We start from the raw sequence: 26,504 nt of genomic DNA on the forward strand, positions 1-26,504 counted from the left end.
GATGGGATCAAGCGACACCAAGCCGAAAGAGCAATTCGTTCATGGCGTGTTTGAAAGCATAGCAGGTAAATACGATTTGATGAACGATATACTGAGCTTTCGCAGACATAAGGCTTGGCGGAAATTTACGATGAAAAAAATGAACATGCATCGCGGCGATACGGCAATTGATCTTTGCTGTGGTACATGTGACTGGACGCTTGCGATGGCACGAGCAAGTGAAAGTGGTCACATCGTAGGACTCGATTTTAGTCAGAACATGCTCAATGTTGGCGAGCGTAAGATTACATCAGAATCCCGTGAAAAGCAAATTAAGCTTGTTCAGGGCAACGCGATGGAACTACCTTTTGAAGATAATTCATTTGATTATGCGACGATTGGTTTCGGTCTGCGCAACGTGCCTGATCTGCGCCACGTGTTACAGGAGATGCAACGAGTCGTCAAACCTGGCGGGCAGGTCGTATGTCTGGAATTGTCCAAACCTACTTGGCAGCCGTTCAAGGGAATTTACTACACATATTTTCAACACATCTTGCCCATGCTCGGCAAATTGTTCGCCAAACGTTATGAGCAGTATAAATGGCTCCCTGATTCGTTGGCGCTTTTTCCAGGAAGGGATGAGTTGGCTGGCATCTTCCGTGAAGTCGGATTGAAGGATGTTCAGGCTCATTCTCTCACCGGAGGCATTGCGGCATTGCACATTGGAATCAAGGAGAGTCAGCATGTTTAAGAAAATTGCTATTTTTTTGGAAATGATTAAAATTGAACATACGTTATTTGCGCTCCCATTTGCATTCATGGGGGCTGTATTGGGGTCTGTTATCGTGACAGGCAACCTTCCCTCTTGGCCGCAGATCGGCTGGATTCTGCTAGCTATGGTTGGCGCACGTAGCGCGGCTTTTGGCTTCAATCGTATGATTGACCGGGTGATTGACGGGAAAAATCCGCGCACAGCAGGACGCGCTATCCCGGCGGGGTTGCTCAAATCGAGCGAAGTGGTGATTTTCATTATCGTCAGTTTGGTGTTGTTATTCTGGGCATCATTCAAGTTAAGTCCGCTGGCGTTCAAGCTGTTCCCGCTGGCCTTTTTTATGCTCGTTTTTTATTCTTACACCAAGCGTTTCACTTGGCTTTGCCATATTGTGCTTGGTCTGACCATTGGTTTGGCGCCACTCGGCGCGTGGGTTGCAGTAACGGGACAAATAGATTTGACTGCTATCGTACTATATCTCACGATTGCATTTTGGACGGCGGGATTTGATGTAATTTATGCTTGTCAGGATATAGATTTTGACCAAAACGAAGGAGTTTATTCTATTCCTGCCCGTTTTGGTGTAGCAGGTGCGTTGAACATCGCTCGGGCATTCCACGTCATTACGGCAATCGGATTTATTGTACTGTTCTTTATTGCAGATTTAAGCTGGTGGTATCTGGCGGGCATGATTATTTCGTACATTATTTTATTTTATGAACACTATATCGTATCTCCAAAAGATTTGAGTCGTTTGCAGACGGCATTCTTTACTATGAACGGTGTACTTAGCACTGTCGTGTTTGCCTTTACACTGATTGATTTGGTGGTGCGTCAATACTAATGAATAATCAGGTGAGCGGACATCAAGGCAAACGAATCGTTATTGGCATTACAGGCGCGAGCGGAAGCATTTATGGTGTGCGACTGGTAGAGACTTTGCTGGACTTGCAATACACAGTTCACCTGATCGTTTCCAATGCTGGCTGGCGGGTATTGAAAGAGGAGTTGGGCTGGAATGTGACTGACCGGGAAGGGGCTTTGAATGAACAATTCGGAGGCCGTCCCGGTTCTCTTGTATACCATCCGTTCACAGATATTGGAGCTTCGATTGCGAGCGGCTCTTATTTGGTGGATGCGATGATTATTATGCCATGCTCGATGGGGACGTTGTCAGCAGTAGCACACGGTTCGTCCGATAATCTCATGGCGAGAGCAGCGGACGTGATGATGAAGGAAGGTCGTCCGCTGATCCTTGTGCCTCGTGAAACGCCTCTACATGCCATTCATTTGGAAAACATGCTTAAGCTTGCGAGACTCGGCGTCAAAATGATTCCGGCTATGCCGGCTTTTTACTTTCATCCGAAGACGCTGGATGATATTGTGCTGTTCCTCGTAGGCAAAGTATTGGACAGCTTGCGTATAGAACATCAACTGTTTACGAGATGGGGGGATTCCGATGCCGACGCCGGACACCAAGACAATCACAATCGGAAAAATTAAATATACAAACGCTTGGCCTATTTTTCATTATTTTAATCCTTCTGAGCTTCTCCATTCGGCGGAGATGGTTTCTAAAGTTCCGGCTGAATTGAATCGAGGTATGCTGAATGGGAGTTTGGATATCAGTGCGATGTCCTCATTTGCGTATGCATCGGGTGCTGAGGAAATGCTATTGTTGCCGGATTTATCCGTCAGTGCAGATGGTCCTGTGCAATCCATTTTACTATTTTCACGCAAGCCGCTTGACGAAATCAAAAACGGAACCATTGCACTAACGAATACGTCTGCTACATCCGTGAATTTGTTGAAAATTTTGATGCAAAAGGCATGGGAAGGTCAGCCTTCCTATTTTGACTGTGAACCGGATCTTGACTTGATGCTGGAACAGGCAGATGCAGGGCTGCTGATTGGAGATCACGCGATTAAGGCATCTTGGCGAAGCGAAGGTCTGTATGTTACGGACCTCGGAGAAGAGTGGAAGCGCTGGACGGGCTATAGTATGACTTTTGCTGTATGGGCAGTACGACGTGCTGTTGCTGCTCAAAATCCCGCGGCGGTGGCTGAAATTGCAAGTGCGTTCCGCGTAAGCAAGCAGCGTAGTCTGTCGGACCTGACGCCTGTTATTTCTGAAGCATGCGAGGAAATTGGAGGTCTGCGAGATTATTGGGAGCGCTACTTTACTAATCTGTGTTATGATTTTGGAGAGAAGCAACAACAAGGTTTAGAGCTTTATTTTCAGTATGCGCATGAACTGGGGCTGCTTGACCGACGAGTGAAGCCGCTTCTCTGGAGTGACAATACGCTGACACGGGTGAAAGAATGAAACGATTGGATTTGTTCGGTTTATTAAAGAAGGATATGAACTTTATAGAAGAAGAGTTGTATCGCAGTATCGACAGTACGGAGCCGTTGATTAATGATACGTCGCTTCATCTGCTTAAAGCAGGGGGCAAGCGTTTGCGTCCCGTATTTGTATTACTGGGAGGCAAGTTTGGGGAATATGATCTGGACAAGCTCAAACGTATAGCGGTACCTCTGGAACTGATTCATTCTGCCTCTCTCGTTCACGACGATGTGATTGACGATGCGGAAATGAGACGCGGTCAACCCACCGTGAAGTCCAAATGGGACAATCGGGTGGCTATGTACACCGGAGACTACATATATGCACGTGCGCTGTCTATTGCTGCTGGACTGCCGAATCCCGACATTCACCGGGTACTGTCTAAAGCGCTGGTGCAGATGTCCATTGGTGAAATGGAACAAATTCGTGATTTTTTTAATGTGGATCAGAGTGTGCGGAATTATTTGCTTCGCATACGGCGAAAAACGGCATTGTTGATTGCGGTTAGTTGCCAGCTGGGAGCTATGGCTGCAGGGGCACGAGAAAGTGTCAATTCCCTGCTGTACAGCTACGGCTATAACGTAGGTATGGCTTTTCAAATTCAGGATGATCTGCTTGATCTGTGTGGCACGGAAAAAAAGATTGGCAAGCCGCCGGGCAGCGATATGAGACAGGGGAATATTACGCTTCCGGTGATTTATGCGCTTGAACAGCCTGAGTTGCGTGCCGATCTACTGGCTGAAATCCGCCGCATTCAGGATGGAGATGGGCAAGGAGACGCACGCAAAGCGGTGGATATGATCAAAAAAAGTGAAGGAATCGCTAAAGCTGAAATTCTCGCCGACCGATATATTAATAAAGCGCTAAACGCGCTGGACTTACTACCAGATGTCAAAACAAAAAAGACGCTACGCGATATTGCTCATTTTGTAACACGCCGCTCCTACTAAAGTTGTGTTTTGGGTTTGCTGTGACAAAATGCTTTAACCGGTTCCAAGCTTTCTGTTACAATACAGTTTAGTACTGTATAAATACATTAGATTGGATTGGGAGTGAGCCGATGGATCGTACTTTTTTGATGGTTAAACCGGATGGTGTACAACGTGGATTGATTGGACGTATCATCAGTCGACTGGAAGACAAAGGCTTCAAAATGACGGCTGGCAAGCTTGTGCAAGTATCTAGAGAACAGGCAGAACGGCATTATGCGGAGCATGTGGGCAAGCCTTTTTTTGAAGAGCTTGTAGGTTTTATCACATCAAGCCCTGTGTTTGCTATGGTATGGGAAGGGGATAACATCGTTACGCTTTCCCGCTTGTTGATTGGTAAAACACAAGTAACTGAAGCTCTTCCGGGCACAATTCGTGGAGACTTTGCAGCACATACACCGTTTAACCTCATTCATGGTTCAGATTCACCGGAGAGCGCAGAGCGCGAGATTGCAAATTTTTTCATGCCGGAAGAATCCATTCGGTATGAAAAAAGTGTGGCGACCTGGATGTAAGTTAAATTACGTATGAAGAAGGATGGTAGCATGACGGATATGGAACTGGGTCAGACGGACCCCGATTACACAGCGTTTATCCGCAAAATCAAGGACAGCACAGGTATTGATCTTGCACAATACAAAGAAGCACAGATGAAAAGGCGGTTAACTACGCTTCGCAACAAAAACGGGTTTCCCAGTTTTGTTTCTTTTTATGATGCCATGATGAAGGAAAAACCTCTATTCTATGAATTTTTGGATCGAATGACGATCAATGTTTCGGAATTTTGGCGAAATCCCAATCGGTGGGAAGTGCTGCGAGATACAATCTTGCCACAGCTGCTTGTGGGGAAGCAGAAGCTTAAGCTGTGGAGTGCTGCCTGCTCGACTGGTGAAGAGCCTTATAGCCTGGCTATGGTTCTCGACGGTAAAGGGATTTTGGGGAATTGTTCCATTACAGCTTCCGACATTGATGACGGTGCATTGGCAAAAGCCAAGGAAGGCAAATATTTGGAGCGTTCGCTCAAGGATGTACCTGAGCAGGTGGCTAGCAAATATTTTAAGCCGGATGGTGCGATGTATCGAATTGATGACCGTTTGAAACAAGCCGTGAAATTTCAAAAGCAAAACTTGCTGCTGGATCGGTTTGAGGATGGTTATGATCTCATTATCTGTCGAAATGTAATGATTTATTTTACAGAAGAGGCCAAACATACGTTGTATCAAAAGTTTGCAGCCAGTCTTCGTCCCGGCGGTGTGTTATTTGTCGGTAGTACAGAGCAAATCTTTTCTCCTAACCAATATGGTCTGGAATCGACGGAAACCTTTTTTTATCGCAAAAAAGCATAAGCCTGCATGTATCATCCAAAGTTTGTAGGAACTTATTTATATCCTTGAGTAATTGATGGTTGGCTTATCAGCAAAGCACGTCCTTTAGCCCCTTTGGCTAAGAGGCGTGTTTTTGTTTATCTGCATACACGTGGCTTTTCTTGTCAAAGAAAGGTGCGTATACTATAATGAAGCACAGTTAAAGATTTTAGCGATGCACAGTTTAACAGTTTAAAGGGGGAACGCGTCATGAGTTTACGTTATTTAACCGCGGGGGAAACGCATGGTCCCCAGCTAACTGCCATTGTAGAGGGTATGCCGAGCAATTTAAAATTGGATTTTGAGGAATTGAATTTTCAGCTGCACCGTCGTCAGAAAGGGTATGGACGGGGTCGGCGTATGCAGATTGAAAAAGATACGGCGAAGATTGCCGGAGGCGTACGTCACGGCTATACCACAGGTGCACCGATTGCGCTGGTTGTGGAAAATAACGATTGGAAGCACTGGCAGAACATTATGAATATTGAGCCTATTGAAGGCAGTGATGAAGACAAGCGTCGGGTTCACCGGCCACGTCCGGGTCATGCGGATTTGAATGGCGGAATGAAATACAACCTGAAGGACCTTCGTAACGTGCTGGAGCGCTCCAGTGCACGTGAAACAGCAATTCGTGTGGCATGCGGCGGTTTGGCCCGTCAATTGCTGGCTGAGTTCGGAATCAAGGTGGCAGGTCAGGTCATCCGTATTGGGGAAATCGAAGCTCCTTACCGTGATTTGCCGATTGATGAGCTGATTGCCGTGACAGAAGCCTCCTCGGTGAGAGTAACCGATCCAGAAACCGAAAAGAAAATGGAAGCATACATTGATCTGATCAAGCAAGAAGGTGATTCAGTCGGTGGGGTAGTGGAGTGTATTGTAGAAGGTGTTCCGATTGGTCTGGGCAGTCATGTACAGTATGATCGGAAACTGGATGCACGTATCGCACAAGGCGTCATGTCGATTAATGCATTTAAAGGCGTGGAGATTGGCATCGGCTTTGAAGCAGGGGAATTGCGCGGTTCACAGGTGCATGACGAGATTCTATATGATGAGGAACGTGGATATCACCGTCGTACCAATCGTTTGGGTGGTTTTGAGGGTGGTATGACGAATGGAATGCCAGTTGTGGTTCGTGGCGTAATGAAGCCGATTCCCACACTCTACAAGCCGTTGCAAAGCGTCGACATTGATACAAAGGAAGCGTTCACCGCACAGGTTGAGCGTTCGGATGCATGTGCAGTGCCAGCGGCAAGCGTAGTCATGGAGCATGTCGTAGCTTGGGAGATTGCGAAAGCTTTGCTAGAAAAATTCGGTGGGGATTCGATTGAAGAGATTCGCGCGAATATTGCATCCTACGAAGAACAACTGGGGCGGTACTAAGATGAGTACGCTGACGGTACAACTTGGCGAACGTTCTTATCCTATTCATATCGGACGAGGGCTGTTACATCGAGCCGGAGAGTTGTTGAAGGAACGAGGAATTGCGCAAAAAAGCCCGTTGTTGATTGTTTCTGACGAAAATGTAGCGGGATTCTACTTGGCAACATTGGAGAGCAATCTTCAGGCATCTGGCTACAAGACAGTGTCCTTTGTCGTTAAGCCAGGTGAAACCTCCAAGTCGCTTGCTGTATTTGAGCAGGTCATAACAGCAGCCATTGAGGGCGGTTTGGATCGCAATTCAGCCGTTATTGCACTTGGTGGTGGTGTGGTGGGTGATTTGGCTGGATTTGTGGCAGCTTCTTATATGAGAGGTGTCAAGTTTGTACAGATCCCCACTACGATCCTTGCCCATGATAGTAGCGTGGGTGGTAAGGTCGGCATCAACCATCCTTTGGCGAAGAATATGATAGGAGCCTTCCATCAACCGGAACTTGTGTTATATGACGTAGATACGTTGTCTACCTTGCCTCCTCGTGAGGTATCTGCGGGGCTTGCTGAAATGATCAAGCATGGTTTGATCTGGGATGCTGATTTCGCCCAGTGGTGCCGTGACCATGCGACTGATTTACTTGCGCTGGATGCGACAGCTCTGGAGTACGGTCTGGAAAAGGGATGTTCCGTAAAAGCCGAAGTGGTGTCGCGCGATGAACGAGAAAATGATTTACGCGCTATTCTAAACCTAGGTCATACGATTGGTCATGCGATTGAAGCCATTGCGGGATATGGTGAGTTTTTACACGGGGAAGCCATTTCTATTGGTATGGTCGGCTCCGCACTTTTGGGCGTGAAGCTGGGGGCAGATCCTTCTTTGGTAGATGAAACGAAGGATATGTTGTCTTCGCTACGGCTACCGACCTCCCTTCCGTCACATCTCGATACAGATCGGCTGCTGGACGCGATGATGCATGACAAAAAGTTCAAAGAAGGCAGCATTACTTTTGTCGTCCCACGTAGCATCGGGCACGTGGAGGTTGTGAAGGATATTTCCGTCTCTTACATCCGACGAGTTATTGAACAGTTAAAAGAGGGGGCGTAACGATGTACAATCGGGGAATTCGTGGCGCGACGACCGTAGTGAATAATGAAGAAAACGAAATTTTGGAAGCAACATGCCAACTACTGGAGGAAATTGTATCCTACAATGAAATTCAGCCGGAGGATATTAGTAACGTATGGATTACGGTGACCCATGACCTGGATACTGCCTTTCCAGCCAAGGCCATTCGTCAGCTTGATGGCTGGGATATGGTTCCGCTCATGTGTGCATTAGAAATTCCTGTGGCAGGCAGTTTACCCAAGTGCATCCGTTTGATGGTACAGGTGAACACCGATAAATCCCAGCGGGAAATTAAACATGTATATTTGAACGGAGCACAGGCGTTAAGACCGGATCTGGCTTCCCAAGGGAAATAAGTGCCCGTTTTTAAAGTTGATGGTTGCCAAAGTAACATCCCATGAGATATAGTGTGTGTAGCAGAGTTAAGTAGAGTAGAGTTAGCCAGAGACAGAGTTGAGATGAGAAGAGTGCAGCCTTAGCCAATTCCATATGAGATTACAGAGATCGGCGGTAGCGGGTAAGCTTTTGTCTATGAAGAGATATTCTTCTACAGAGAAGCTTATTTGAGGCAACCTGTGCGGTTATACAAAAGGGATGAGTGTATACTTATCTATTTGCTGTAGTCATTTTACATATGGAGCATTCTTATAATTTCGATAACTGACAGCCTCTACCTTACCGGTAGAGGCTTTTTTATATTCTCTCCTTTGGTTCTGCGCCAATTTGGAAAGGAAGTGATCTCATGTTAACGCCGCATGTGGAGCAAGTGATAACGATGGCGAGTGAATTTAACCTGATTCCTGTGTACAAAAAAGTGCTGGCTGATATGGAGACGCCGATTCGGATTTTCCGTCGGTATGCCGAGCGGGACCGTGCCTTTCTGCTAGAGAGTGTTGAGGGAGGCGAACAGTGGGCGCGACATTCATTCATCGGTACAGACCCGTTTCTAATGGTCTCGGGTAAAAAAGGACGTTTGATATTGGAGCAACACGGTAAACGGCAAATATTAAACGACAAGCCGATTGAAGCGCTCAAAGCATTGCTTCGTAAATACCGTAGTCCGAAACTGAAAGAAATGCCTCCATTTACAGGCGGGGCTATCGGATTTTTTGGATATGACTTGCTTCAATACTATGAAAAGCTGCCAGAGCATTCGGTAGATGATTTGAATATGGATGATATTCGTTTTATGTTCTGCGATCAAGTAATTGTCTTTGATCATGTGAAACAGCAAATTTTGCTGGTCGGCAATGTTCATATAGGCGAAGGGTTTCGCGATGAGGACATTCGTGCTGCTTATGCTGATGTGGAACGCAGGTTGGAGGAAACGGCGCAGTATCTGCGCAAGCAGACCCCGCCTGAGCGATTAGGATCGGCTTCCATTCCTGATGATGTGGAACTAGGTGAGATCCAATCCAATATGACGAAGGAACAATTTATATCAAACGTAGAGCAGGCGAAGGAGTATATCCGCTCCGGTGATATTTTTCAGGTTGTACTATCCCAGCGTTTTCACATTGATACAGAGGCCTCTCCTTTACAGGTATACCGCGTGCTGCGCACGATGAACCCGTCGCCATATATGTATTATTTGAAAATGGATGACGAGATCATCGTAGGCACCTCGCCTGAGGCACTCGTCAAGGTGGAAAACGGCCGGGTAGAAACCCGTCCTATTGCAGGAACGAGACCACGTGGGGTAACGGAGACAGAAGATGCGGCACTTGCTGAAGAACTGTTAAACGATGAAAAAGAGCGTGCAGAACATCTGATGCTGGTCGATTTGGGAAGAAATGATTTGGGCCGTGTATCACAGTTTGGCACAGTCAAATGCGATACGTTTATGGAAATTGAACGCTATTCCCATGTCATGCACATTGTTTCCAATGTGTCGGGTGAGCTACGTGAGGACAAAGATTTCTTCGATGCCTTCCTGTCTTGTCTGCCAGCTGGCACTGTATCGGGGGCTCCGAAGCTACGGGCCATGGAGATTATTGCTGAGTTGGAGCGGGAAGCACGCGGACCCTATGCAGGGGCGATTGGATATTTGGGCTTCTCGGGCAATATGGACGCTTGCATTACGATTCGCACGATTGTGTTTAAAAAGAACCGGGCCTATGTCCAGGCAGGCGCTGGAATTGTGTGGGACTCGGTTCCGGAAAGCGAGTATCAGGAGACGGTAAACAAAGCAAAGGCATTGCTGAAGGCAATCCGCACGGCAGAAGTGATGTTCCCGGCAACGACACAGCCCTATAACAGCGTCATCAACCAGGATTATTTGTATACTCCGTAACACACAAAAATCTGATTTTGAGGAGGAGACGACAATGGAACGACATGACATGATGCAAGTGGGGTTAAGCCGGATCATTGAGGGACAGCATCTTTCGCGTACGGAGGCCCGTAGCGTAATGGAACAGATTATGAGTGGAAGTGCTACACAGGCGCAAATTGGCGGGCTGCTGACGGCTCTTCGCCTCAAAGGGGAAACGGTAGATGAAATCACTGGTTTTGCCGAGGCTATGCGTAGCTACGCTAGTCCAGTGCAAGCTGAAGAAGGTAGTGGTCGTTTGCTGGACACATGTGGCACTGGAGGTTCGGGTATTCACAAGTTTAATATTTCCACGATATCCGCGATCATCGCAGCTTCGGTGTCAGTGCGGGTAGCAAAGCATGGCAATCGTTCTGCAAGTGGCCGTGCTGGGAGCGCTGATGTCCTGGAGGCATTGGGAGTCAACATTCATTTGACGAGTGATCAGGCTAGGTCATGTCTGGACCGAATCGGCATCTGCTTTTTATTCGCGCAGCTGTATCATCCGTCTATGAAGCATGCCGCCGCGCCGCGTCGCGAGCTGGGTGTACGGACGGTATTTAATATGCTTGGTCCATTGACGAATCCGGCTGGTGCGGATCGGCAGCTGTTGGGCATTTATGACGCCAACAAAACGGAAGTCATTGCCGAGGTATTGAACCAGCTTGGCTCCAAACGGGCCATGGTTGTCAGTAGTCTGGATGGGCTAGATGAAATTAGTATTTCAGCTGCGACACGAGTATCCGAGTTGAAGGACGGCAAGGTTCACACGTTCGAGCTTCATCCGTCGGATCTGGGCTTGCAGACGCATTCTCTCGATCAGGTGCTGGGTGGCGACGCACAGGTTAACGCAGATATCATACGACGAATTTTGAACGGAGAGCATGGAGCTTATCGGGATGTTGTGCTAGCGAATGCAGGAGCGTGCATTTATGTATCAGGGGCAGCAGACACCTTGACGGACGGAGTAGCACGAGCGGCAGAAGCCATTGACTCGGGACTGGCACTCTCCAAGCTGGATCAATTAATACAGGCAACGGGGGAATATCAATATGTATCTTGATAAAATTGTGGTGACGAAGCGACAAGAAGTGGAGCAGCTTAAGAAGCATTTTCAAATAAGTGAAGCTGAACGATTAATTGCTGATTTACCTGCGACGAGAGGATTCGAAAATGCGATCGCGAGCGGACGCAACCGTCCGCTCGGACTGATTGCTGAGGTGAAGAAGGCTTCCCCATCCAAAGGGTTGATTCGACCGGATTTCCATCCTGTGGACATTGCACGTGCATATGAGGGAGCAGGAGCGGATTGCATTTCTGTACTGACAGATGTGACGTATTTTCAGGGGAGCCCTAAATATTTACAGCAAATTCGCGATCAGGTGAAGATTCCGCTGCTGCGAAAGGATTTTATCATTGATGAACGGCAAATATATGAAGCTCGTCTGCTGGGAGCGGATGCGGTGCTGTTGATTGCCGCTATCCTGGAACCGCGTGTATTAGGGTCCTTTTTACAGATCGCCAAGGACCTCGGGCTGGACGCATTGGTAGAGGTGCATGACAGCGAGGAGCTTAAAGCGGTGCTGGAGCTGGGGACAGCAACCTTGATTGGTGTAAATAACCGAAATCTGCGGACATTCGAGACTCGTCTCCAGACGACAGAGGAGCTGATCTCACTAATTCCTAAAGGGATTACGTTCATCAGTGAGAGCGGAATTGCGGGACCGGAAGATGTTAAGTATCTGTATTCGGTAGGTGCACACGGTATCCTGGTCGGGGAGCATCTGATGCGCAAGGAAGATGTAGGACAGGCTGTAGCCGAATTGATGGACGGGGTTAAAGCATGAACAAAACGGGCATAAAAATTTGTGGACTTCAAAGCGTTGAAGTGCTAAAATCTATGGTAAACTTACCGGTCGATTATATAGGTTTTGTGTTTGCCGACAGCAAGCGCCGGATTGACGGCGTACAGGCTGGAGAGCTGCTTCGCGTATTGGATGAATGGACCTCAGGCAGCAGACCGCGCAGCGTGGGTGTATTTGTGAACCCTGGTGATGCACTGTTAAATGATGTGATGGAGAAAGCACCCTTGGATGTCATACAGCTGCATGGGCAGGAAAGTCCGCAGCGCTGTCGGGAGATCAGGGAGCGTTTTGGTATACAGGTATTCAAGGCATGGTCTGTGGACAGTCAAGGGCAGCTAGAACGCTCGGCGGACGAATTGGATGCCTATGTCGGGACAATTGACGCTTTACTGCTGGATACATACGATCCCCTGTATGGTGGCGGCTCCGGAAAAACGTTTGCGTGGGATCGAATTCCTGCCTATCAGGCTTGGACTCATCAACATGGAATCCCTTTGTTTGTAGCCGGCGGGCTGACTGCCGATAATGCGGAAAAGCTAGTTCATGAGTATCATCCCGATGGGCTGGATGTATCCAGCGGTGTAGAGACGAACGGAGTCAAGGACATTGCAAAAATCACAGCATTCGTAGAAAGGGTGAAGCAGGCATGACACAATTACCTGATAACAACGGACGTTTTGGAACATTTGGAGGACGTTTTGTACCGGAAACGTTGATGAACGCACTGATTGAATTGGAGGAATCCTACCGTAAGTACGCGGATGATCCCGAGTTTAAAGCAGAGTTGAACGGGCTCCTAAAGGACTATTCTGGTCGGGAAACGCCACTTTATCATGCGGAGCGTCTGAGTCAGCATTTGGGCGGGGCTAAAATTTACTTGAAGCGCGAAGATTTAAATCATACCGGTGCCCACAAAATCAATAATGCATTAGCTCAGGGTTTGTTGGCGAAGCGTATGGGTAAACAGAAGGTCATTGCTGAGACAGGCGCAGGACAGCATGGTGTCGCGACAGCGACTGTGGCTGCGTTGCTCGGATTGGAATGCAAGGTGTTTATGGGCGAAGAGGATACTGTGCGCCAGCAGCTGAACGTCTTTCGGATGCAGCTTTTGGGTGCAGAGGTCATTCCGGTGACATCGGGTACACGTACACTTAAGGATGCCGGGAATGAAGCTTTGCGTTACTGGGTCAGCCATGTCCATGATACGTTCTATATTTTGGGTTCAGCTGTCGGCCCGCATCCGTATCCGATGATGGTGCGGGACTTCCAACGTGTGATTGGTGATGAAACACGTCGCCAGATCCTAGAGAAGGAAGGCAGACTTCCGGATGTCATCGTGGCAGCGATCGGTGGCGGAAGCAATGCCATCGGCATGTTTTATCCTTTTATTGAGGATCAGGGTGTCGCTTTGATTGGCGTGGAGGCCGCTGGAAAAGGTGTCGAAACGGAATTCCATGCAGCTACGATGACCAAGGGAACACAAGGGGTCTTCCAAGGCTCTATGAGTTATCTGCTTCAGGATGAGTACGGACAAGTGCAGCCTGCGCATTCCATCTCGGCTGGACTGGATTATCCAGGTGTTGGACCGGAGCATTCATACCTGAAAGATATTGAGCGGGCCAAGTATGTTCCGATTACCGATCAGGAAGCGCTGGATGCGCTTCAGCTTCTCTGCCGTACCGAAGGAATACTTCCTGCATTAGAGTCGGCACATGCAGTTGCACAGGTCGTCAAGCTGGCACCTACGTTGACGGCAGATGATATTATCGTCATTTGTTTGTCTGGACGCGGGGATAAAGATGTGGACTCCATTATCAAGTATTTGGGAGGAAATCCGTCATGAATTTAATTGATCAGGCGTTTGGTCGCATTAAAAATGAAGGCAAAACGGCATTAATTCCTTTTCTGACGGTAGGTGACCCGGATGTGGATACTACAATAGAGATCATTCGGCAGTTAGAGTCGGCCGGAGCTGACATATTGGAACTGGGTGTACCCTATTCCGACCCGCTGGCTGACGGTCCTGTAATTCAGCGCGCGTCTGAGCGTGCACTGAAACGGCAAATTTCCATCCGCACGTGCATGGAGACAGCTTCTCTGGCTAGGGCGGCAGGTTCAAGCCTGCCTTTTATTCTGTTCACGTATTATAACCCTGTATTACAGATGGGTATGGATGCTTTCTTCGCAGGCTTGCAGGAGCACGGTATCAGTGGTCTGATTATTCCGGACCTTCCGCTGGAGGAAGCGGAGGAGCTGGGAGGACGGGCAGCAGAGGTGGGTGTGCATCTGATTCCTCTGGTGGCTCCAACTTCTGAACAGCGGATCGAGCGAATTGTCCGTCAGGCCCGAGGATTTGTATACTGTGTATCCTCGCTGGGTGTAACCGGGGAAAGAGCTTCCTTTTTTGAAGGTATAGAGGGCTTTATCGCGCAGGTCAAACGGCATACGGATATTCCGGTAGCGGTCGGCTTTGGGATCTCTACTCAAGAGCAGGTAGCCCGGTTTTCAAACATTTGCGATGGAGTTGTGGTCGGCAGTGCTATTGTACGTCAGGTGGAAGAAGCCATTCCATTGCTGAATGATTCTGCGCGCAGGCAAGAAGGTCTTTTGCAAATTCATAATTTTGTGGCACAATTAAAGCAGTAATGGCTGTCAAAATAGAAAGTAATAAATATGTTCTGATTGGATAGAGGAGGTAGGGGCATGCAACCTAAACCGCATATTGTACATTTGCCAGTATATCAGCCCGGTAAACCGATTGAAGACGTAAAACGTGAGCTGGGACTCGATGAAGTCATCAAGCTCGCCTCGAACGAGAATCCGTATGGTAGCTCTCCCAAAGTGTTGCAGGCCATTCAGCAGGAGTTTGCTAACATTAGTGTATATCCTGACGGAAGTGCCGTAGCTTTGACACAGGCACTAGCTAAACGGACGGGTTTAAAAGAGGAACAGTTTATCTATGGCTGCGGATCTGACGAAATAATTGCGTTGATTACGCGTGCTTTTCTCCTTCCCGGGGAAGAAAGCATTATGGCCGATCAGACATTTTCCGTATACAAAAGTAACGTAGAAATTGAGGGAGCGGTTGCAGTTGAGGTGCCTTTGCGTGACGGTGTACATGATCTGGATGCTATGCTGTCCCACATCAATGACCGTACGAAAATTATTTGGATCTGTAATCCAAATAACCCGACGGGCACGATTGTACCCGAAGCAGAGCTGATTGCGTTTTTGGACCAAGTACCAAAGCATATCATGGTTGTACTGGATGAAGCCTACGCCGAGTTTGTGACGGATCGCTCGTATCCCGACGGCATTCGTTTGTTGCCAGCGTATGAAAACCTGGTTGTACTACGCACCTTCTCCAAAATCTATGGGCTTGCTTCGCTGCGCATTGGTTATGGTATGGGAGCTGAGTCAATCATTCGCTTGATAAATCAGGTTCGTGAACCGTTTAATACATCACGGGTAGCACAGGCTGCGGCCATTGCTGCCTTGGAAGATCAGGAATTTGTTCAAGAATGCCGGGATCGTAATGCAGAGGGCAGAGCTTATTTGCAAAATGAGCTGAAGCGTCTGGGACTGGAGTCTTTCCCGGCACATGGTAATTTTATTATGCTGGATGTACGTCGTCCATCCGGTGAAGTATTCCAGGAGTTGCTTCGTAAAGGTGTGATTATTCGCGCAGGTCATCACAAATATCCGACATATATTAGGGTGTCGGTTGGATCACAGCCGCAAAATGAGTTGTTTATTCGTGCGCTGGAACAGGTCCTGGGGGCGGAAGCGGCGAAAGTACGCCTATAATTTCCGCAGATGGGATTTGATAATTGATGAAGATTGCCATTTTCGGCGTGGGACTGATTGGTGGGTCCCTCGCACTTTGTTTTAAAGGGAAGCCAGATATTACTGTTGCCGGCCATGCTCATCTCCCTGAACTGATGGAACCGATGTTAAGCCGTGGTGTCGTGGACACCGCGACTCTCTCGGTTGAAGAAGCGGCAGCGGATGCCGATTTTATTTTTTTATGCGTACCTGTGGGCTTACTGGAGCATTATCTCGAACTGTTAAGCAAGTTACCGCTTAAAGCGGGTTGTATTATCACTGATGTAGGCAGCACGAAATCGGCAATTGCCAAGAAAGCATCAGAAATTTCTTTGCGCAACGCTTACTTTATCGGTGGTCATCCGATGGCCGGTTCAGAGCGTTCCGGTGTAAAGGCTGCTTCCGCGTTGCTGTTTGAAAACGCATATTATGTGCTTTCCCCGGCAGAGGGTGTGCCTGAGGAAGCATACAGTTCACTGGAACGTTTGTTAAAATATACTAGTGCTCATGTTGTGCGTGTCCAACCTGATATGCACGATGACATTGTCGGCGCGATTAGCCATCTTCCGCACATTATTGCAGCGGCGCTGGTGAATCAGGTGCGAAAGCACAATGATGAAAATCCGTTGTACCGTACATTGGCCGCCGGTGGGTTCCGTGATATTACACGGATAGCCTCTAGTGATCCGGTTGTGTGGCGGGACATCTTACTGAGCAATCGTGAAGTTTTACTAGGTCTGTTGGAAGAATGGAACGGACAGATTGAGCGTTTTACCCATTTACTGAGAATACAAGACGGTGAGGGAATAGCTGACGAGTTTTTGACAGCTGGGCACTTCCGCAGTGAACTGCCAGAGCGTCGCAAAGGAGTCATCGTCTCCACGTTTGATCTGTATATTGATGTACCGGATACCCCAGGGATTATCGGGCGAATTGCTATGGAACTCGGTAATCACAGCATTAATCTGAGCAATATGCAAATCATTGAAAGCCGGGAGGATGTCCCAGGCATCATGCGGCTTTCCTTCCGTCAAGAGCAGGATTGGGAGCGTGCTAAGACTCTGCTGGATTCGATGGGCTATAAAGTGGTGGTATAGGAAGGAAAGTGAGATGTTCGTTAAGGAGGCCGCTTCGCGATTCATTTGATCTTACGATCGCTGTTGCCGCCGGATTTTTTTCGATCAGATTCTTTAATGGGAAAATCCGGCGGCAAAGGCGAACGCTCCGCTTCTCCAGATTCAAATGAACCTCTGCGCTACTGACCGCCTATAAAGCAACACACACTTTCTGGGAGTGAAGTAGTAGAAAAGATCTAGAGCGGACGAAGGTTTCTTCGTCCGCTTTTTTTAAAGCTCCTGTTTTTGAATAAAAAAAAGACCACCCGGGTAAAGCCCCGGGTGGTAGCTACTTTTAGTGAAGTAGCTGAGTAGGATAGGAGTGGAGAGAAACCATACTGTACTTTTATTATATGTATACGTTTTCATTTTGTCAATATTTTTTTAAAGCGTTTTCTTTTTGTGTATTTATCCTTATTGGTGCATTTGAAAAGAACACTTTCAATCGGTTAGTCATTTAATCTTGAAAAAATTTAAAATCCATTGAAAAGCTGTATAAATGAATTAGTTGCCAGCGTTAGGGAGGCATTGATGGAAATCGTGGGGATTTTGGACTTTTTTACTGGCGGTCATTTTGTGGTACAATGGGTAAGTCCATTTTGGATGTTGAATATTGTTGGGGATAGCACCGTTAATGTTGGCACTACATAGGGTAAGAAAATAACAAATGTTCCATGATGCTGTTTCATCCATTTGCGCAGAGTGCGCAACTTTTTTTGACCTGTTCGGTATATATAGACAGAATCGAACGGGAAAACAGCACATGTATGGGCGAGGAGGGTCTCACTCGGATGATGACAGATTCCCAGATGATTCAGGAAATCAAACAAGGTAATGTTGAGGTTTATTCAGAATTAATGAGGCGGCACCAACGTAAAATTTTAGCTTTTGTTTATCATATGCTGAAAAGTTCGAACCTGGAAATGATTGCTGAGGACTTATGCTCAGAGACGTTTTATAAAGCGTATCGGAGCCTGCACTCTTTTCGCGAGGTAGACGCATCGTTCTCCACTTGGTTATATACAATTGCACGCAATACGGTGCTAAGTGAGCTTCGCAAGCACCGTAGCGGTCAGGTTCCATTGGAGGAGAGCGGTTATGTACCGGTAGCTCCATCGGATGTAATTCCGGAGCAGGCCGTCCTTCGCGGTGAGAAGGTAGAGATGGTTCGTGAAGCGATCAATAGATTGCCTGAGAAGCAGCGATCTGCGCTGATTTTGCGTGAATATGAGCAATTAGATTATCAGGAGATTGCGACTATTTTAGGACAGACGGTCAGTGCGGTGAAGTCATTGCTTTTCCGGGCAAGAACCAGTGTGAAGACGCAGTTGGAGCCTTATTTTTTTGAGCCTCTCTATGAGGAAAACGAAGGGATGAGCAGCCAATGAAATCCAGGGACACTGAGGATTTGTTCGCTACAGGCAAAAATGTATCGAAACAAGACTCGGAGCGCAGACGGGCCAAAAGCTCGTCTGCTGGGTGGGAGCATGGTTCGGAAGAAAAAGAGTGGGATTTGTCAAAAGAAAATCGATCCACCATTCGTGATATTTCCTTTGAAATAACAGATGATAAGCTAGAGGCAATGAATCGCAGGGTCATGGATCGAATTTATGAAGAATCACCGTGGCTTGTTCCGGGCGAGCATCGACGTGCGCGTGTGAACCCAGCAGCCCGTAAGTATATGTCTGTATGGATCGCCGGCTTCTTGGCCGTATTTTTATGCAGCTTTTTGTTTTTGAACTGGAATGGAAGCTCCTCTCAGGAAAATCCCCCTCAAGCAGCTCCTGTCATGGACACTGGTATTTTACCGACAGGCCTGTTGGAAACTACAAGTACATCTCCACAATATCAATACCACATTAAAGATGTGAATAGTGGCATTATGGACCCGCTGGTTGCTAGCATTGTTCCTACTTATCCGCAATACTGGATGCTGTTGTCTGTATTGGCACTTGCGCTTGCTTTATTTTCTCTGGGCTGGATCCATCGGGCGAGAAGGGTCAGAAATTAGCAGGACAGCTGGTCCAATATGAATTCATAACAATGACTGAATAACAAAACAGCGGAGGAAACGACACGATGCTTATTGGCTTGATCAGACATGGATTGACGGATTGGAATGCGGTAGGGAAAATCCAGGGCCACAGTGATATTCCGTTGAATGAGGAAGGGCGCCGACAGGCACGCTTGCTAGCAGAACGATTAAAGGAAGAGCCTTATCATTGGGACGGGCTTATTACAAGTAGTCTCTCCAGAGCGAAAGAGACCGGGGAGATTATTGCTTCTGCTCTGCATCTCCCGTTGTTAGAGTCTGATGATCGACTAAGAGAACGTGCTTATGGTCAGGTCGAGGGCATGACGCAGGCCGAGCGTGAAGAGAAGTGGGGAGTCGACTGGCATCTGCTGGATCTCGGGCAGGAAAGCGATGCAGATCTTCAGCTTCGTGGGCTAGCTTTTATGGAGGCCATTTGGACGGGAAATCGGGACAAGAATCTGCTGGTCGTTTCCCACGGCGGTTTTTTGGCTAATTTGTATAAGGCTCTGTATCAGGAAAAATTCACGGAACGAATCGGCAATTTGTCACTTAGTGTACTCCAGCGTGAGGATATGGATTGGGCACCACTTTTGTATAACTGCACGAAGCATTTGCAAGAGAAAAGTGACTGTAACTCAAAAAGTTAGTAAAAGACCATGGCTTCTACTCATTGTAGGAGTCGTGGTCTTTTTTATTTTTTAATTATAGCTTTGCAAAAAAAAGGTTTAGAGTCTGAACAATCCGTCAAAGCTGTGGGTACAACAGGTAAGAATCAATTCCGGATGACAGTCCAGTGACGAGGCGATGGAACAATGAATCTGGCGGATATGCTGACATTTGCGGATATTGTGCATTTGAACAGAATCGCGGTGTATTACGATTGTGACTGTAAACCTAATTCCAAGCATGAGTTGATCCAGGGGATTTTGACGAAGCTCGGCAGCAGTAGTTTTTTTGAGACGCAGGTCAAGGAGCTGAGGTTGTCAGAGGTAAGGTTTTTGAACGCGCTGCTGTTCGATGACCGACCGTATTTCAGCATGGAGGAATTGGTTGCAATAGCCAAACAGTCTGTTGAGGAGGACGAAAGTCCTGGTGAGCGGCCAAGGGATATTGTGACCCGTCTGCGTTCTAGTGGCTGGTTGTTCAATGGTTCGACGCACAATACGAGGTATTTGTTCCAAATTCCGTTGGATATGAAGGAGCGTTTTCGACGTGTTATGGTACATGACTTCCAAAGCGGAATGACACGGGTGAGCGAACCGTCGTCGTACCGGGATGAAGGGCATCTGCTGGCAGAGGATTTACGGCTTTTCCTTCAATACATGGGGCAGCATGAGGTTCCGCTAAATCCCGAGGGAGCTTGGTATCGTCGCAATCAGCAGCAGCTGATGGAGCATTTGCACATTGCGGAGCCGCTTTTGGGTAAGGGAGGATGGCGTTTCGGGTATGGCTCCTCTTTTAAGTTTTATCCAGACCGAATGGCACTACTGTATGATTATGCCCGTCACTCCAAGTACATTGAGGAGAAAGGGGACCAAGTTGTGCTGACGGCAAAGGGAGAAGCGCATCAGGAGCATACAATTGAGCAGGAAATGATACAGCTATTCAGGTTTTGGTTAAGATTGTATAAAGGAGCCGTTCCTAATTTGCTCTCTCTAGTCTACTGGATTGGAGAATGTGCCAGGCCTTGGACGTCCTCAGAGTCGCTTTTTGTACATATCGGCCCACTGATTCGACCGTTTTACTATGATACGCCCCGTTCGGTCTTTGATCAGAGGATTATACGAATGATGCTTCACTTGGGTATGCTTCGTCAGGGTGAACATTCGACAGGACCATCTGTACAGATGACGGCCTGGGGGCTGAAGTTGGCGGGAGAGTGCCGCATTGGGCGGAACGACTCGGGTATACGGCTCCATTGACAAGCAGCACACATGTTGATAGAATTTCACCCAAAATGAGAGGGTGAAGTTGATGCTGATTCACTATAACGGAAACATGCCACAGCTCCATTCATCTGTCTATGTGGCAGAAGGAGCAAAAATTGTCGGAAAAGTAACGATCGGTCAAGATTCCTCTGTATGGTTTAATGCCGTACTGCGCGGAGATATGGCGCCTATCATCATCGGTGAACGCTGCAATATTCAGGACGGTGTCGTGGGACATGTGAACACGGATCAGCCCCTGTTGCTGGCGGATGACATTTCGGTAGGTCATGCTGCAATAATCCACGGTTGTACGGTAGGCAAAGGCACTTTAATCGGTATGGGGGCCATTGTACTCAACGGAGCGGAGCTTGGTGAATATGCTTTAATAGGAGCAGGGTCGGTCGTTACGGAAAATACCAAAATACCACCCTATACTCTTTCTCTCGGTACACCTGCCAAAGTGGTGCGCGAATTGACAGATGCAGATTTGCAGCGGATGTCACGAACGGCACTCAGCTATGTGGCGAAAGGAAAAGAATATAGGATCTCTTAAACTCATGTTGGAGGTGCATCCTATGGATAAAATGAAGGTTACTTATGAAGTAATGTTGGGCCTGTCTGCTGAGATGGTTTTGGACGAGGCATTACGTAAACACCGGAGTGAAAAACTCTACAAGGATATTGATGAGGCGCTAGCCTCCGGAGATGAAGTAGCTTTTCGTCATCTTACGGATGAGCTGAAAGCAATGAGTTAGAACAATTTTAGGAACCCTAAGTTGGATTTCAGACAAATCGTTAGTTCGAGATTATAATCATCAAACCTGACTGTAGCGGCGGTCAGGTTTTTTTGATACGCTTGGATATGATATAGTCTTTGTAGGATGGAGCCTGTACAAGGTAACTGTCGTATGAACGGAGGATGAAGGACGTGTCGTTATCTTATTTGTGGAGCCGGTCGTTCTTGACGAGCCGGCCTTTTTTGTGGCTGCTGTTCTGGTGTAATTTTGTGGGAACAGTGTATGGGTACATATGGTATGGGGGGCAGTTGGAATATACACTAAATTATCACCCGTTGTGGCAGATTGTATTTGTGCCTGATAGTCCGACGGCGAGTCTGTTTTTTACGATCTCTATAGCATTTTTGCTCTATTCTCCGCATCTCAAGAGCTTAAAGGTCATTCGCCAGATCATGGAGGCGTTGGCTGTTGTCACGAGTGTAAAATATGGCATCTGGGCTTCGGCTATTATTTTTTGGGGAGTCGCGCAGGGGGGACACATGATATGGCAGGATTGGATGCTGGTGGCATCTCACACGGCAATGGCGGTCGAAGTGTTACTGTTCGTGCGTTTTTTCACCTGCAAATGGACTGCTTTATGCCTAGCTGCACTCTGGACATTGTTAAATGATACGATGGATTATACATTTGGCATATATCCGTATCTTCCGAAGACGCTAACGGATGATGTACCGCAAGTGCGTGCTTTTACCTATATGCTGACCCTTGTCAGTATCATAGCGACATGGCTTGCCATGTTTGGGCGCAATCGAAAGGGAGTAGAAGTGGAGAAATAGAGATGAATATTGTTATAAACCAAAAAGAATATATATTTAAAAAAGGAATCCGTGATGATCTTAAAATAAGAAAGAGCTTTAATCAATTAGCCAAACAAAGCTTTGGTTTTGATTTTGAGGCTTGGTATCAATTGGGCTTTTGGAATGATAAATATATCCCTTACGTACTTTTAGATGGGGAGGTTGTTGTGGCTAATGTATCTATAAGTCTGATGGATTTTTGTTTGTCGAGTGAAATGAGAAAGTGTATCCAAATCGGAACTGTAATGACGGATACCAACTATAGAAATCAAGGGTTGAGCCGGTTTTTAATAGAACGTGTATTAGAAGATTGGCAGGGCAACTGTGATGCTATGTATTTGTTCGCAAATGATAGTGTGAAGAATTTTTACCCTAAATTCGGGTTTGTTTCGGTACAAGAATATCAATTAAACCGGAAAGTAACCGCAAACAACGTAGACATTAAAGTTGAGAAATTGAACATGGAAGAGCAGTCGGATTTAAATTTACTCAAAAATAAAAGTGCTAGATTAAATCCGTATTCACTTTTTGCTGCGAAAAGTAGTGAATGGCTGGTCTTATTCTATGCCATCTCGTTTTTTAAAGATAAATTTTGGTATATACCTCAATACGATACGATTGTGGTTGCAGATTTTGAAGGGGATACGATGAATTGTTACGATATTTATGGAACGGGCGAAATTCCTATGGATATCATACTGTCAGCGGTAACGAAACAAGAAACGAAGAAGGTTGTTTTTGGCTTTACACCAAGAGAACAGGAAGGCTGCAATATTTCTCTGTTGAAACAGGAAGATACGACGCTATTTTATAAAACTAAAGATCAAAACACATGTAAAGAAAACCAACGAATGTTTCCTATTTTGTCCCGGGCATAACCCGGCTTCAAACGATTCGTCCTAAAGCAAGTTCTAGTCCCGGTAACCTTGCCATACAGTAAGGTGAGGAGGGATGTCCCATGTTTAGGGGTCAGGCGTTTCAAATTATGATACGTATTGTTTCGAGTGTTGTTTTATCTATGGTCCTGCTGCTGTCTGTCTGCGTCCCTCCAGGTGTGGCAGAAGCGCGTGATCAGTCAAAACCCATAGGAAATACAAAAGAAATTGAGGAACTAGATCATGCAGCTGCGATACTGTACCGGGATGTCATGGACGGGAACATTGAAAAAGCGCGCGCGGATGTAGCCGAGGTGAGTCGATGGTTTGGCACCGGACAGGTGCAGGCAGCGTTATCTGTAGAGGCCATTCATGCTTTGTCCGGCAGCATCCTTGAGGTGCAGCAAGCTACACAGTCCGTCCAAGCATCACCGGATGAGTGGGTGAAGGCTGCGGCCAATTTACGACTTGCGACCGATGCGCTTGCACATCCGCGTCAGCCTTTATGGCAGCAGTATTATAAGATTTTAAAAGAAGATGTTAGTGGCTTGAACAGCCAGTTTGCTAAAGGTAACATGAAGGGTTTCAAAGCTGGAGCCGCAGTGCTGGAGGACCACTATGAGACGATCCGTACAGCAGCATTGATTCATGGCAGAACAAGTGAAGTTGTCCGGGCTGACTCATGGATTTCCTACGTCAAAGGTTTGGGGGATCAGCAAAATGCAGATGCCTCAGCGATTAGAGGGGCGTTGGATCAGGGGAATCCGACGTTTAATGCCTTGTTTGGACGTGAAAAAGACGCCACTGCCCTGGCGCCATTTATCCCGCGTGAAAGTGAGCGCCGGGCAGAATTGGCAATCGGCATGATTGTTCTGCTGGCGCTGGTCTATGCAGGTTATCGTAAATATCGAGCTGGTCTCTCTGGATAACGATGCAAAATTCAAACATTCGCGTCGTTGGCTGCTGAGCCATCCATATAGGTTAGCCCATCGCCCGGATTTCCGGGCTATTCCTCTTTGAACCCCTCTCCATGTACATCATGCACATCCTGTATGATAATAAACGCCCGTGGATCAACCGATTTAACAATTTGGTGCAAACGTCGTATTTCCTGACGAGGCACGACACAATAGGCAACATGCTTGGCCTGCTTGGAAAATGCACCTACAGCCGGAATAATAGTAACTCCGCGATCCATGTCCCTAATAATAATATCCGCAATGTCCATCGTGTGGTCGCTGATAATCATAAAGGCTCTGGCGGAATAGGCCCCTTCTTGTATAAAATCAATAATCTTGGACGCGATGAACACGGCGACTAATGTATATAGAATTTTTTCTTTTGGTATGTAAAGTAGTGAAGCACCGATAATGACAATATCAATGACCAGCAGAATCCTTCCCATACTCCAGCCAAACTTCCGGTTTAGAATACGAGCGATAATATCCGAGCCGCCCGTGGTGCCGCCAAAGCGGAACACAATACCTAACCCGGCCCCAAGCGTAACCCCTGCATATAATGAAGAAAGTATAAAATCGTGTTCAGTCTGAAACGTTCCCATCCATCCGAAATGAATCATTTTTTCAAATAACCACAGAAAAAAAGTGAGCGACCCGATACCTACCCCTGTATATAGAATTTGCTTGCCCCCAAGCATTTTCCAACCAATTAAAAATAAAGGAATGTTCAGAAGTAATGTGGAGAGAGAGGGTGAAATCGAAAAAGCATAATTAAGCAGCAGGGTGATCCCTGTAATACCACCTTCCATCAGTTTACTGGGTATAATAAAATAAAGCAGACCGAATGCATAAATGGCGGTCCCGAGCACAATGGATAAAATCATTTTAAGCTGTTCCATGGACTTGGATATCTTCATATAATCCCTCGCAGTAGCAGTTTAAGGAAGAACGACTTCATGCTGATTTTGCTAAATCGCAGCTCCTTATATGTAGTATACCTTTTTACGCTAGCTTTAAAAGACTGATGACTGTAAGTTGGGATCATAAGTACACAATTAAAAAAAATTTGTTTTAAAATGTGCTTTACGATAACATATGAATAAACCTGCACATGGGGGGATTGCGTGTTTCATGGAAAAATCATTAGATGAAATTCAACGTGAGGTAGACCAGTATATATCTCAATTTAAGGAAGGGTATTTTAGCCCTTTGGCGATGTTGGCCCGGATGTCTGAGGAAGTCGGGGAACTGGCGAGGGAAGTCAATCACTCCTTTGGTGAGAAACCGAAAAAAACGGATGAGGCGGACAATTCCATTGAGCTAGAGCTGGGGGACATTTTGTTCATCACAGTTTGCTTTGCGAACTCACTAGGTATAAATTTGACCGAGGCTCATGATAAGGTCATGCAAAAATTTAACACGCGTGACGCGAATCGCTGGACTAAAAAGGACACCGATTAGGCGTTTTGTACATATGCTGTACCAAACCGGTTACCCGGAGGTGCAGTGTCATGAAGGCGGAGGAATACGTTCAGAAAGCTTATCAGTGCATTTTGCAGAACGATTTTGAGCAGGCCGTGGAATGGTTTGAAAAAGCAATTTCAGCCCAGCCTGATCATGCGGAGCATTATTTCCGGTGCTCAGTTACCTATGCTCGCAGTGGTCGTTTGGAGCAGGCTCTCGCATATGCAGAGCATGCGGTTCGTCTCGCTCCACAGCAGGATGAATATATTCTCCATCTGCATGCGCAGGAAGCCAGGCAGCATACGGAGAAGGCCAGAAAAATGCTGGATGTTGACAGAGCTACGCCACAGGTGCGTCAGGATGCGATTTTACTACTGGAACGAGCAATAGCCCTCGATCCGTTATGTGGGGATGCTTTTTTGCTGCTTGCATTGATTTATGACGAATTGAATGAGTATAAGCTGGCTGTGCAGGCTGCTCGTGAGGCGGCTGCACTGTTTCCTCACAATGTGCAGCTTGCCAACCTCATGAAGAAGTTATGCCAGCAGATGAATAAACAGATCTAACACAAATGGATGCATAAGG

30 protein-coding genes are annotated in these 26,504 nt (G+C 47.0%); 29 read left to right on the forward strand and 1 reads right to left on the reverse strand.

Annotated elements, in window-relative coordinates:
* Position 1: 1 nt before the first annotated feature.
* The 27 genes from MHB54_RS24355 (at position 2) to MHB54_RS24485 (ending at position 24,425) form a co-directional block, all read left to right on the forward strand.
* Entirely contained in the window at positions 2–730 is a 729-nt protein-coding gene (locus tag MHB54_RS24355; protein WP_023989173.1) for a demethylmenaquinone methyltransferase, read from the forward strand.
* Positions 723–1,595: a UbiA-like polyprenyltransferase gene (locus MHB54_RS24360; RefSeq protein ID WP_028540635.1), complete on the forward strand. Its 873-nt coding sequence runs from the start codon at positions 723–725 to the stop codon at positions 1,593–1,595. The genes MHB54_RS24355 and MHB54_RS24360 overlap by 8 nt, the downstream gene beginning before the upstream one ends.
* A complete protein-coding gene (locus MHB54_RS24365; RefSeq protein WP_013310725.1) occupies positions 1,595–2,254 on the forward strand; it encodes a UbiX family flavin prenyltransferase in 660 nt (219 codons plus the stop codon). Before MHB54_RS24360 ends, MHB54_RS24365 begins: the two co-directional genes overlap by 1 nt.
* Positions 2,211–3,077, forward strand: coding sequence for a menaquinone biosynthetic enzyme MqnA/MqnD family protein (locus MHB54_RS24370; RefSeq protein ID WP_028540636.1), 867 nt, complete (start codon positions 2,211–2,213; stop codon positions 3,075–3,077). Before MHB54_RS24365 ends, MHB54_RS24370 begins: the two co-directional genes overlap by 44 nt.
* Positions 3,074–4,048: a polyprenyl synthetase family protein gene (locus tag MHB54_RS24375; RefSeq protein WP_013310723.1), complete on the forward strand. Its 975-nt coding sequence runs from the start codon at positions 3,074–3,076 to the stop codon at positions 4,046–4,048. Before MHB54_RS24370 ends, MHB54_RS24375 begins: the two co-directional genes overlap by 4 nt.
* A gap of 110 nt (positions 4,049–4,158) precedes the next feature.
* Positions 4,159–4,602, forward strand: coding sequence for a nucleoside-diphosphate kinase (gene ndk, locus MHB54_RS24380; protein ID WP_028540637.1), 444 nt, complete (start codon positions 4,159–4,161; stop codon positions 4,600–4,602).
* Positions 4,603–4,632: 30 nt separating this feature from the next.
* Positions 4,633–5,433 (forward strand): CheR family methyltransferase, encoded by an 801-nt coding sequence (locus MHB54_RS24385; protein WP_023989169.1) that lies wholly within the window; start codon positions 4,633–4,635, stop codon positions 5,431–5,433.
* A 228-nt stretch (positions 5,434–5,661) separates the two neighbouring features.
* Positions 5,662–6,831: a chorismate synthase gene (gene aroC, locus MHB54_RS24390; protein ID WP_028540638.1), complete on the forward strand. Its 1,170-nt coding sequence runs from the start codon at positions 5,662–5,664 to the stop codon at positions 6,829–6,831.
* A gap of 1 nt (position 6,832) precedes the next feature.
* Positions 6,833–7,927 carry a 3-dehydroquinate synthase gene (gene aroB, locus MHB54_RS24395; RefSeq protein WP_023989167.1) on the forward strand — a complete coding sequence of 365 codons (1,095 nt, stop codon included), beginning with the start codon at positions 6,833–6,835 and terminating at the stop codon, positions 7,925–7,927.
* 2 nt (positions 7,928–7,929) lie between these two features.
* The gene (aroH, locus tag MHB54_RS24400; RefSeq protein WP_013310718.1) at positions 7,930–8,304 is read left to right on the forward strand and encodes a chorismate mutase; all 375 of its coding nucleotides are present in this window, start codon (positions 7,930–7,932) and stop codon (positions 8,302–8,304) included.
* Between the two features lie 386 nt (positions 8,305–8,690).
* Positions 8,691–10,241 (forward strand): anthranilate synthase component I, encoded by a 1,551-nt coding sequence (gene trpE, locus MHB54_RS24405; protein ID WP_028540639.1) that lies wholly within the window; start codon positions 8,691–8,693, stop codon positions 10,239–10,241.
* 34 nt (positions 10,242–10,275) lie between these two features.
* On the forward strand, positions 10,276–11,322 hold the full coding sequence (gene trpD / locus MHB54_RS24410) for an anthranilate phosphoribosyltransferase (RefSeq protein ID WP_028540640.1): 1,047 nt from the start codon (positions 10,276–10,278) through the stop codon (positions 11,320–11,322).
* Entirely contained in the window at positions 11,312–12,106 is a 795-nt protein-coding gene (gene trpC / locus MHB54_RS24415) for an indole-3-glycerol phosphate synthase TrpC (protein WP_028540641.1), read from the forward strand. The genes trpD and trpC overlap by 11 nt, the downstream gene beginning before the upstream one ends.
* Positions 12,103–12,774, forward strand: a complete 672-nt coding sequence (locus MHB54_RS24420) for a phosphoribosylanthranilate isomerase (RefSeq protein WP_028540642.1) — start codon at positions 12,103–12,105, stop codon at positions 12,772–12,774. The genes trpC and MHB54_RS24420 overlap by 4 nt, the downstream gene beginning before the upstream one ends.
* Positions 12,771–13,967, forward strand: coding sequence for a tryptophan synthase subunit beta (gene trpB / locus MHB54_RS24425; protein WP_013310713.1), 1,197 nt, complete (start codon positions 12,771–12,773; stop codon positions 13,965–13,967). The genes MHB54_RS24420 and trpB overlap by 4 nt, the downstream gene beginning before the upstream one ends.
* Positions 13,964–14,770, forward strand: a complete 807-nt coding sequence (gene trpA, locus MHB54_RS24430) for a tryptophan synthase subunit alpha (protein WP_264453638.1) — start codon at positions 13,964–13,966, stop codon at positions 14,768–14,770. Before trpB ends, trpA begins: the two co-directional genes overlap by 4 nt.
* A 57-nt stretch (positions 14,771–14,827) precedes the next feature.
* Positions 14,828–15,931, forward strand: a complete 1,104-nt coding sequence (gene hisC, locus MHB54_RS24435; RefSeq protein WP_023989160.1) for a histidinol-phosphate transaminase — start codon at positions 14,828–14,830, stop codon at positions 15,929–15,931.
* Between the two features lie 26 nt (positions 15,932–15,957).
* Positions 15,958–17,046 (forward strand): prephenate dehydrogenase, encoded by a 1,089-nt coding sequence (locus tag MHB54_RS24440; protein ID WP_071558550.1) that lies wholly within the window; start codon positions 15,958–15,960, stop codon positions 17,044–17,046.
* 809 nt (positions 17,047–17,855) lie between these two features.
* On the forward strand, positions 17,856–18,452 hold the full coding sequence (locus MHB54_RS24445; protein WP_013310707.1) for an RNA polymerase sigma factor: 597 nt from the start codon (positions 17,856–17,858) through the stop codon (positions 18,450–18,452).
* Positions 18,449–19,075, forward strand: coding sequence for an anti-sigma factor (locus MHB54_RS24450; protein ID WP_071558551.1), 627 nt, complete (start codon positions 18,449–18,451; stop codon positions 19,073–19,075). Before MHB54_RS24445 ends, MHB54_RS24450 begins: the two co-directional genes overlap by 4 nt.
* 68 nt (positions 19,076–19,143) lie before the next feature.
* A complete protein-coding gene (locus MHB54_RS24455) occupies positions 19,144–19,746 on the forward strand; it encodes a histidine phosphatase family protein (protein WP_264453639.1) in 603 nt (200 codons plus the stop codon).
* Between the two features lie 165 nt (positions 19,747–19,911).
* Positions 19,912–21,021: a hypothetical protein gene (locus MHB54_RS24460; RefSeq protein ID WP_053325667.1), complete on the forward strand. Its 1,110-nt coding sequence runs from the start codon at positions 19,912–19,914 to the stop codon at positions 21,019–21,021.
* Positions 21,022–21,073: 52 nt separating this feature from the next.
* Positions 21,074–21,580 (forward strand): gamma carbonic anhydrase family protein, encoded by a 507-nt coding sequence (locus MHB54_RS24465; RefSeq protein ID WP_025723088.1) that lies wholly within the window; start codon positions 21,074–21,076, stop codon positions 21,578–21,580.
* A gap of 22 nt (positions 21,581–21,602) precedes the next feature.
* Positions 21,603–21,782 (forward strand): IDEAL domain-containing protein, encoded by a 180-nt coding sequence (locus tag MHB54_RS24470; protein ID WP_013371655.1) that lies wholly within the window; start codon positions 21,603–21,605, stop codon positions 21,780–21,782.
* 173 nt (positions 21,783–21,955) lie between these two features.
* On the forward strand, positions 21,956–22,600 hold the full coding sequence (locus tag MHB54_RS24475) for a DUF1405 domain-containing protein (protein ID WP_264453640.1): 645 nt from the start codon (positions 21,956–21,958) through the stop codon (positions 22,598–22,600).
* Positions 22,601–22,602: 2 nt separating this feature from the next.
* Positions 22,603–23,499, forward strand: coding sequence for a GNAT family N-acetyltransferase (locus MHB54_RS24480; RefSeq protein WP_264453641.1), 897 nt, complete (start codon positions 22,603–22,605; stop codon positions 23,497–23,499).
* Between the two features lie 80 nt (positions 23,500–23,579).
* The gene (locus MHB54_RS24485; protein ID WP_023989150.1) at positions 23,580–24,425 is read left to right on the forward strand and encodes a sporulation protein YpjB; all 846 of its coding nucleotides are present in this window, start codon (positions 23,580–23,582) and stop codon (positions 24,423–24,425) included.
* Between the two features lie 77 nt (positions 24,426–24,502).
* On the opposite strand, the gene MHB54_RS24490 is transcribed toward MHB54_RS24485, so the two are convergent.
* On the reverse strand, positions 24,503–25,372 hold the full coding sequence (locus MHB54_RS24490; protein ID WP_023989149.1) for a YitT family protein: 870 nt from the start codon (positions 25,370–25,372) through the stop codon (positions 24,503–24,505).
* Positions 25,373–25,586: 214 nt separating this feature from the next.
* On the opposite strand from MHB54_RS24490, the gene MHB54_RS24495 reads away from it, so the two are divergent.
* Positions 25,587–25,916 (forward strand): nucleotide pyrophosphohydrolase, encoded by a 330-nt coding sequence (locus tag MHB54_RS24495; RefSeq protein WP_023989148.1) that lies wholly within the window; start codon positions 25,587–25,589, stop codon positions 25,914–25,916.
* Positions 25,917–25,966: 50 nt separating this feature from the next.
* Entirely contained in the window at positions 25,967–26,485 is a 519-nt protein-coding gene (locus MHB54_RS24500) for a tetratricopeptide repeat protein (protein ID WP_340982043.1), read from the forward strand.
* The last annotated feature ends 19 nt before the right edge of the window (positions 26,486–26,504 follow it).

This window comes from Paenibacillus sp. FSL M7-0802, from assembly GCF_038004945.1.
Lineage (GTDB): Bacteria > Bacillota > Bacilli > Paenibacillales > Paenibacillaceae > Paenibacillus > Paenibacillus polymyxa_B.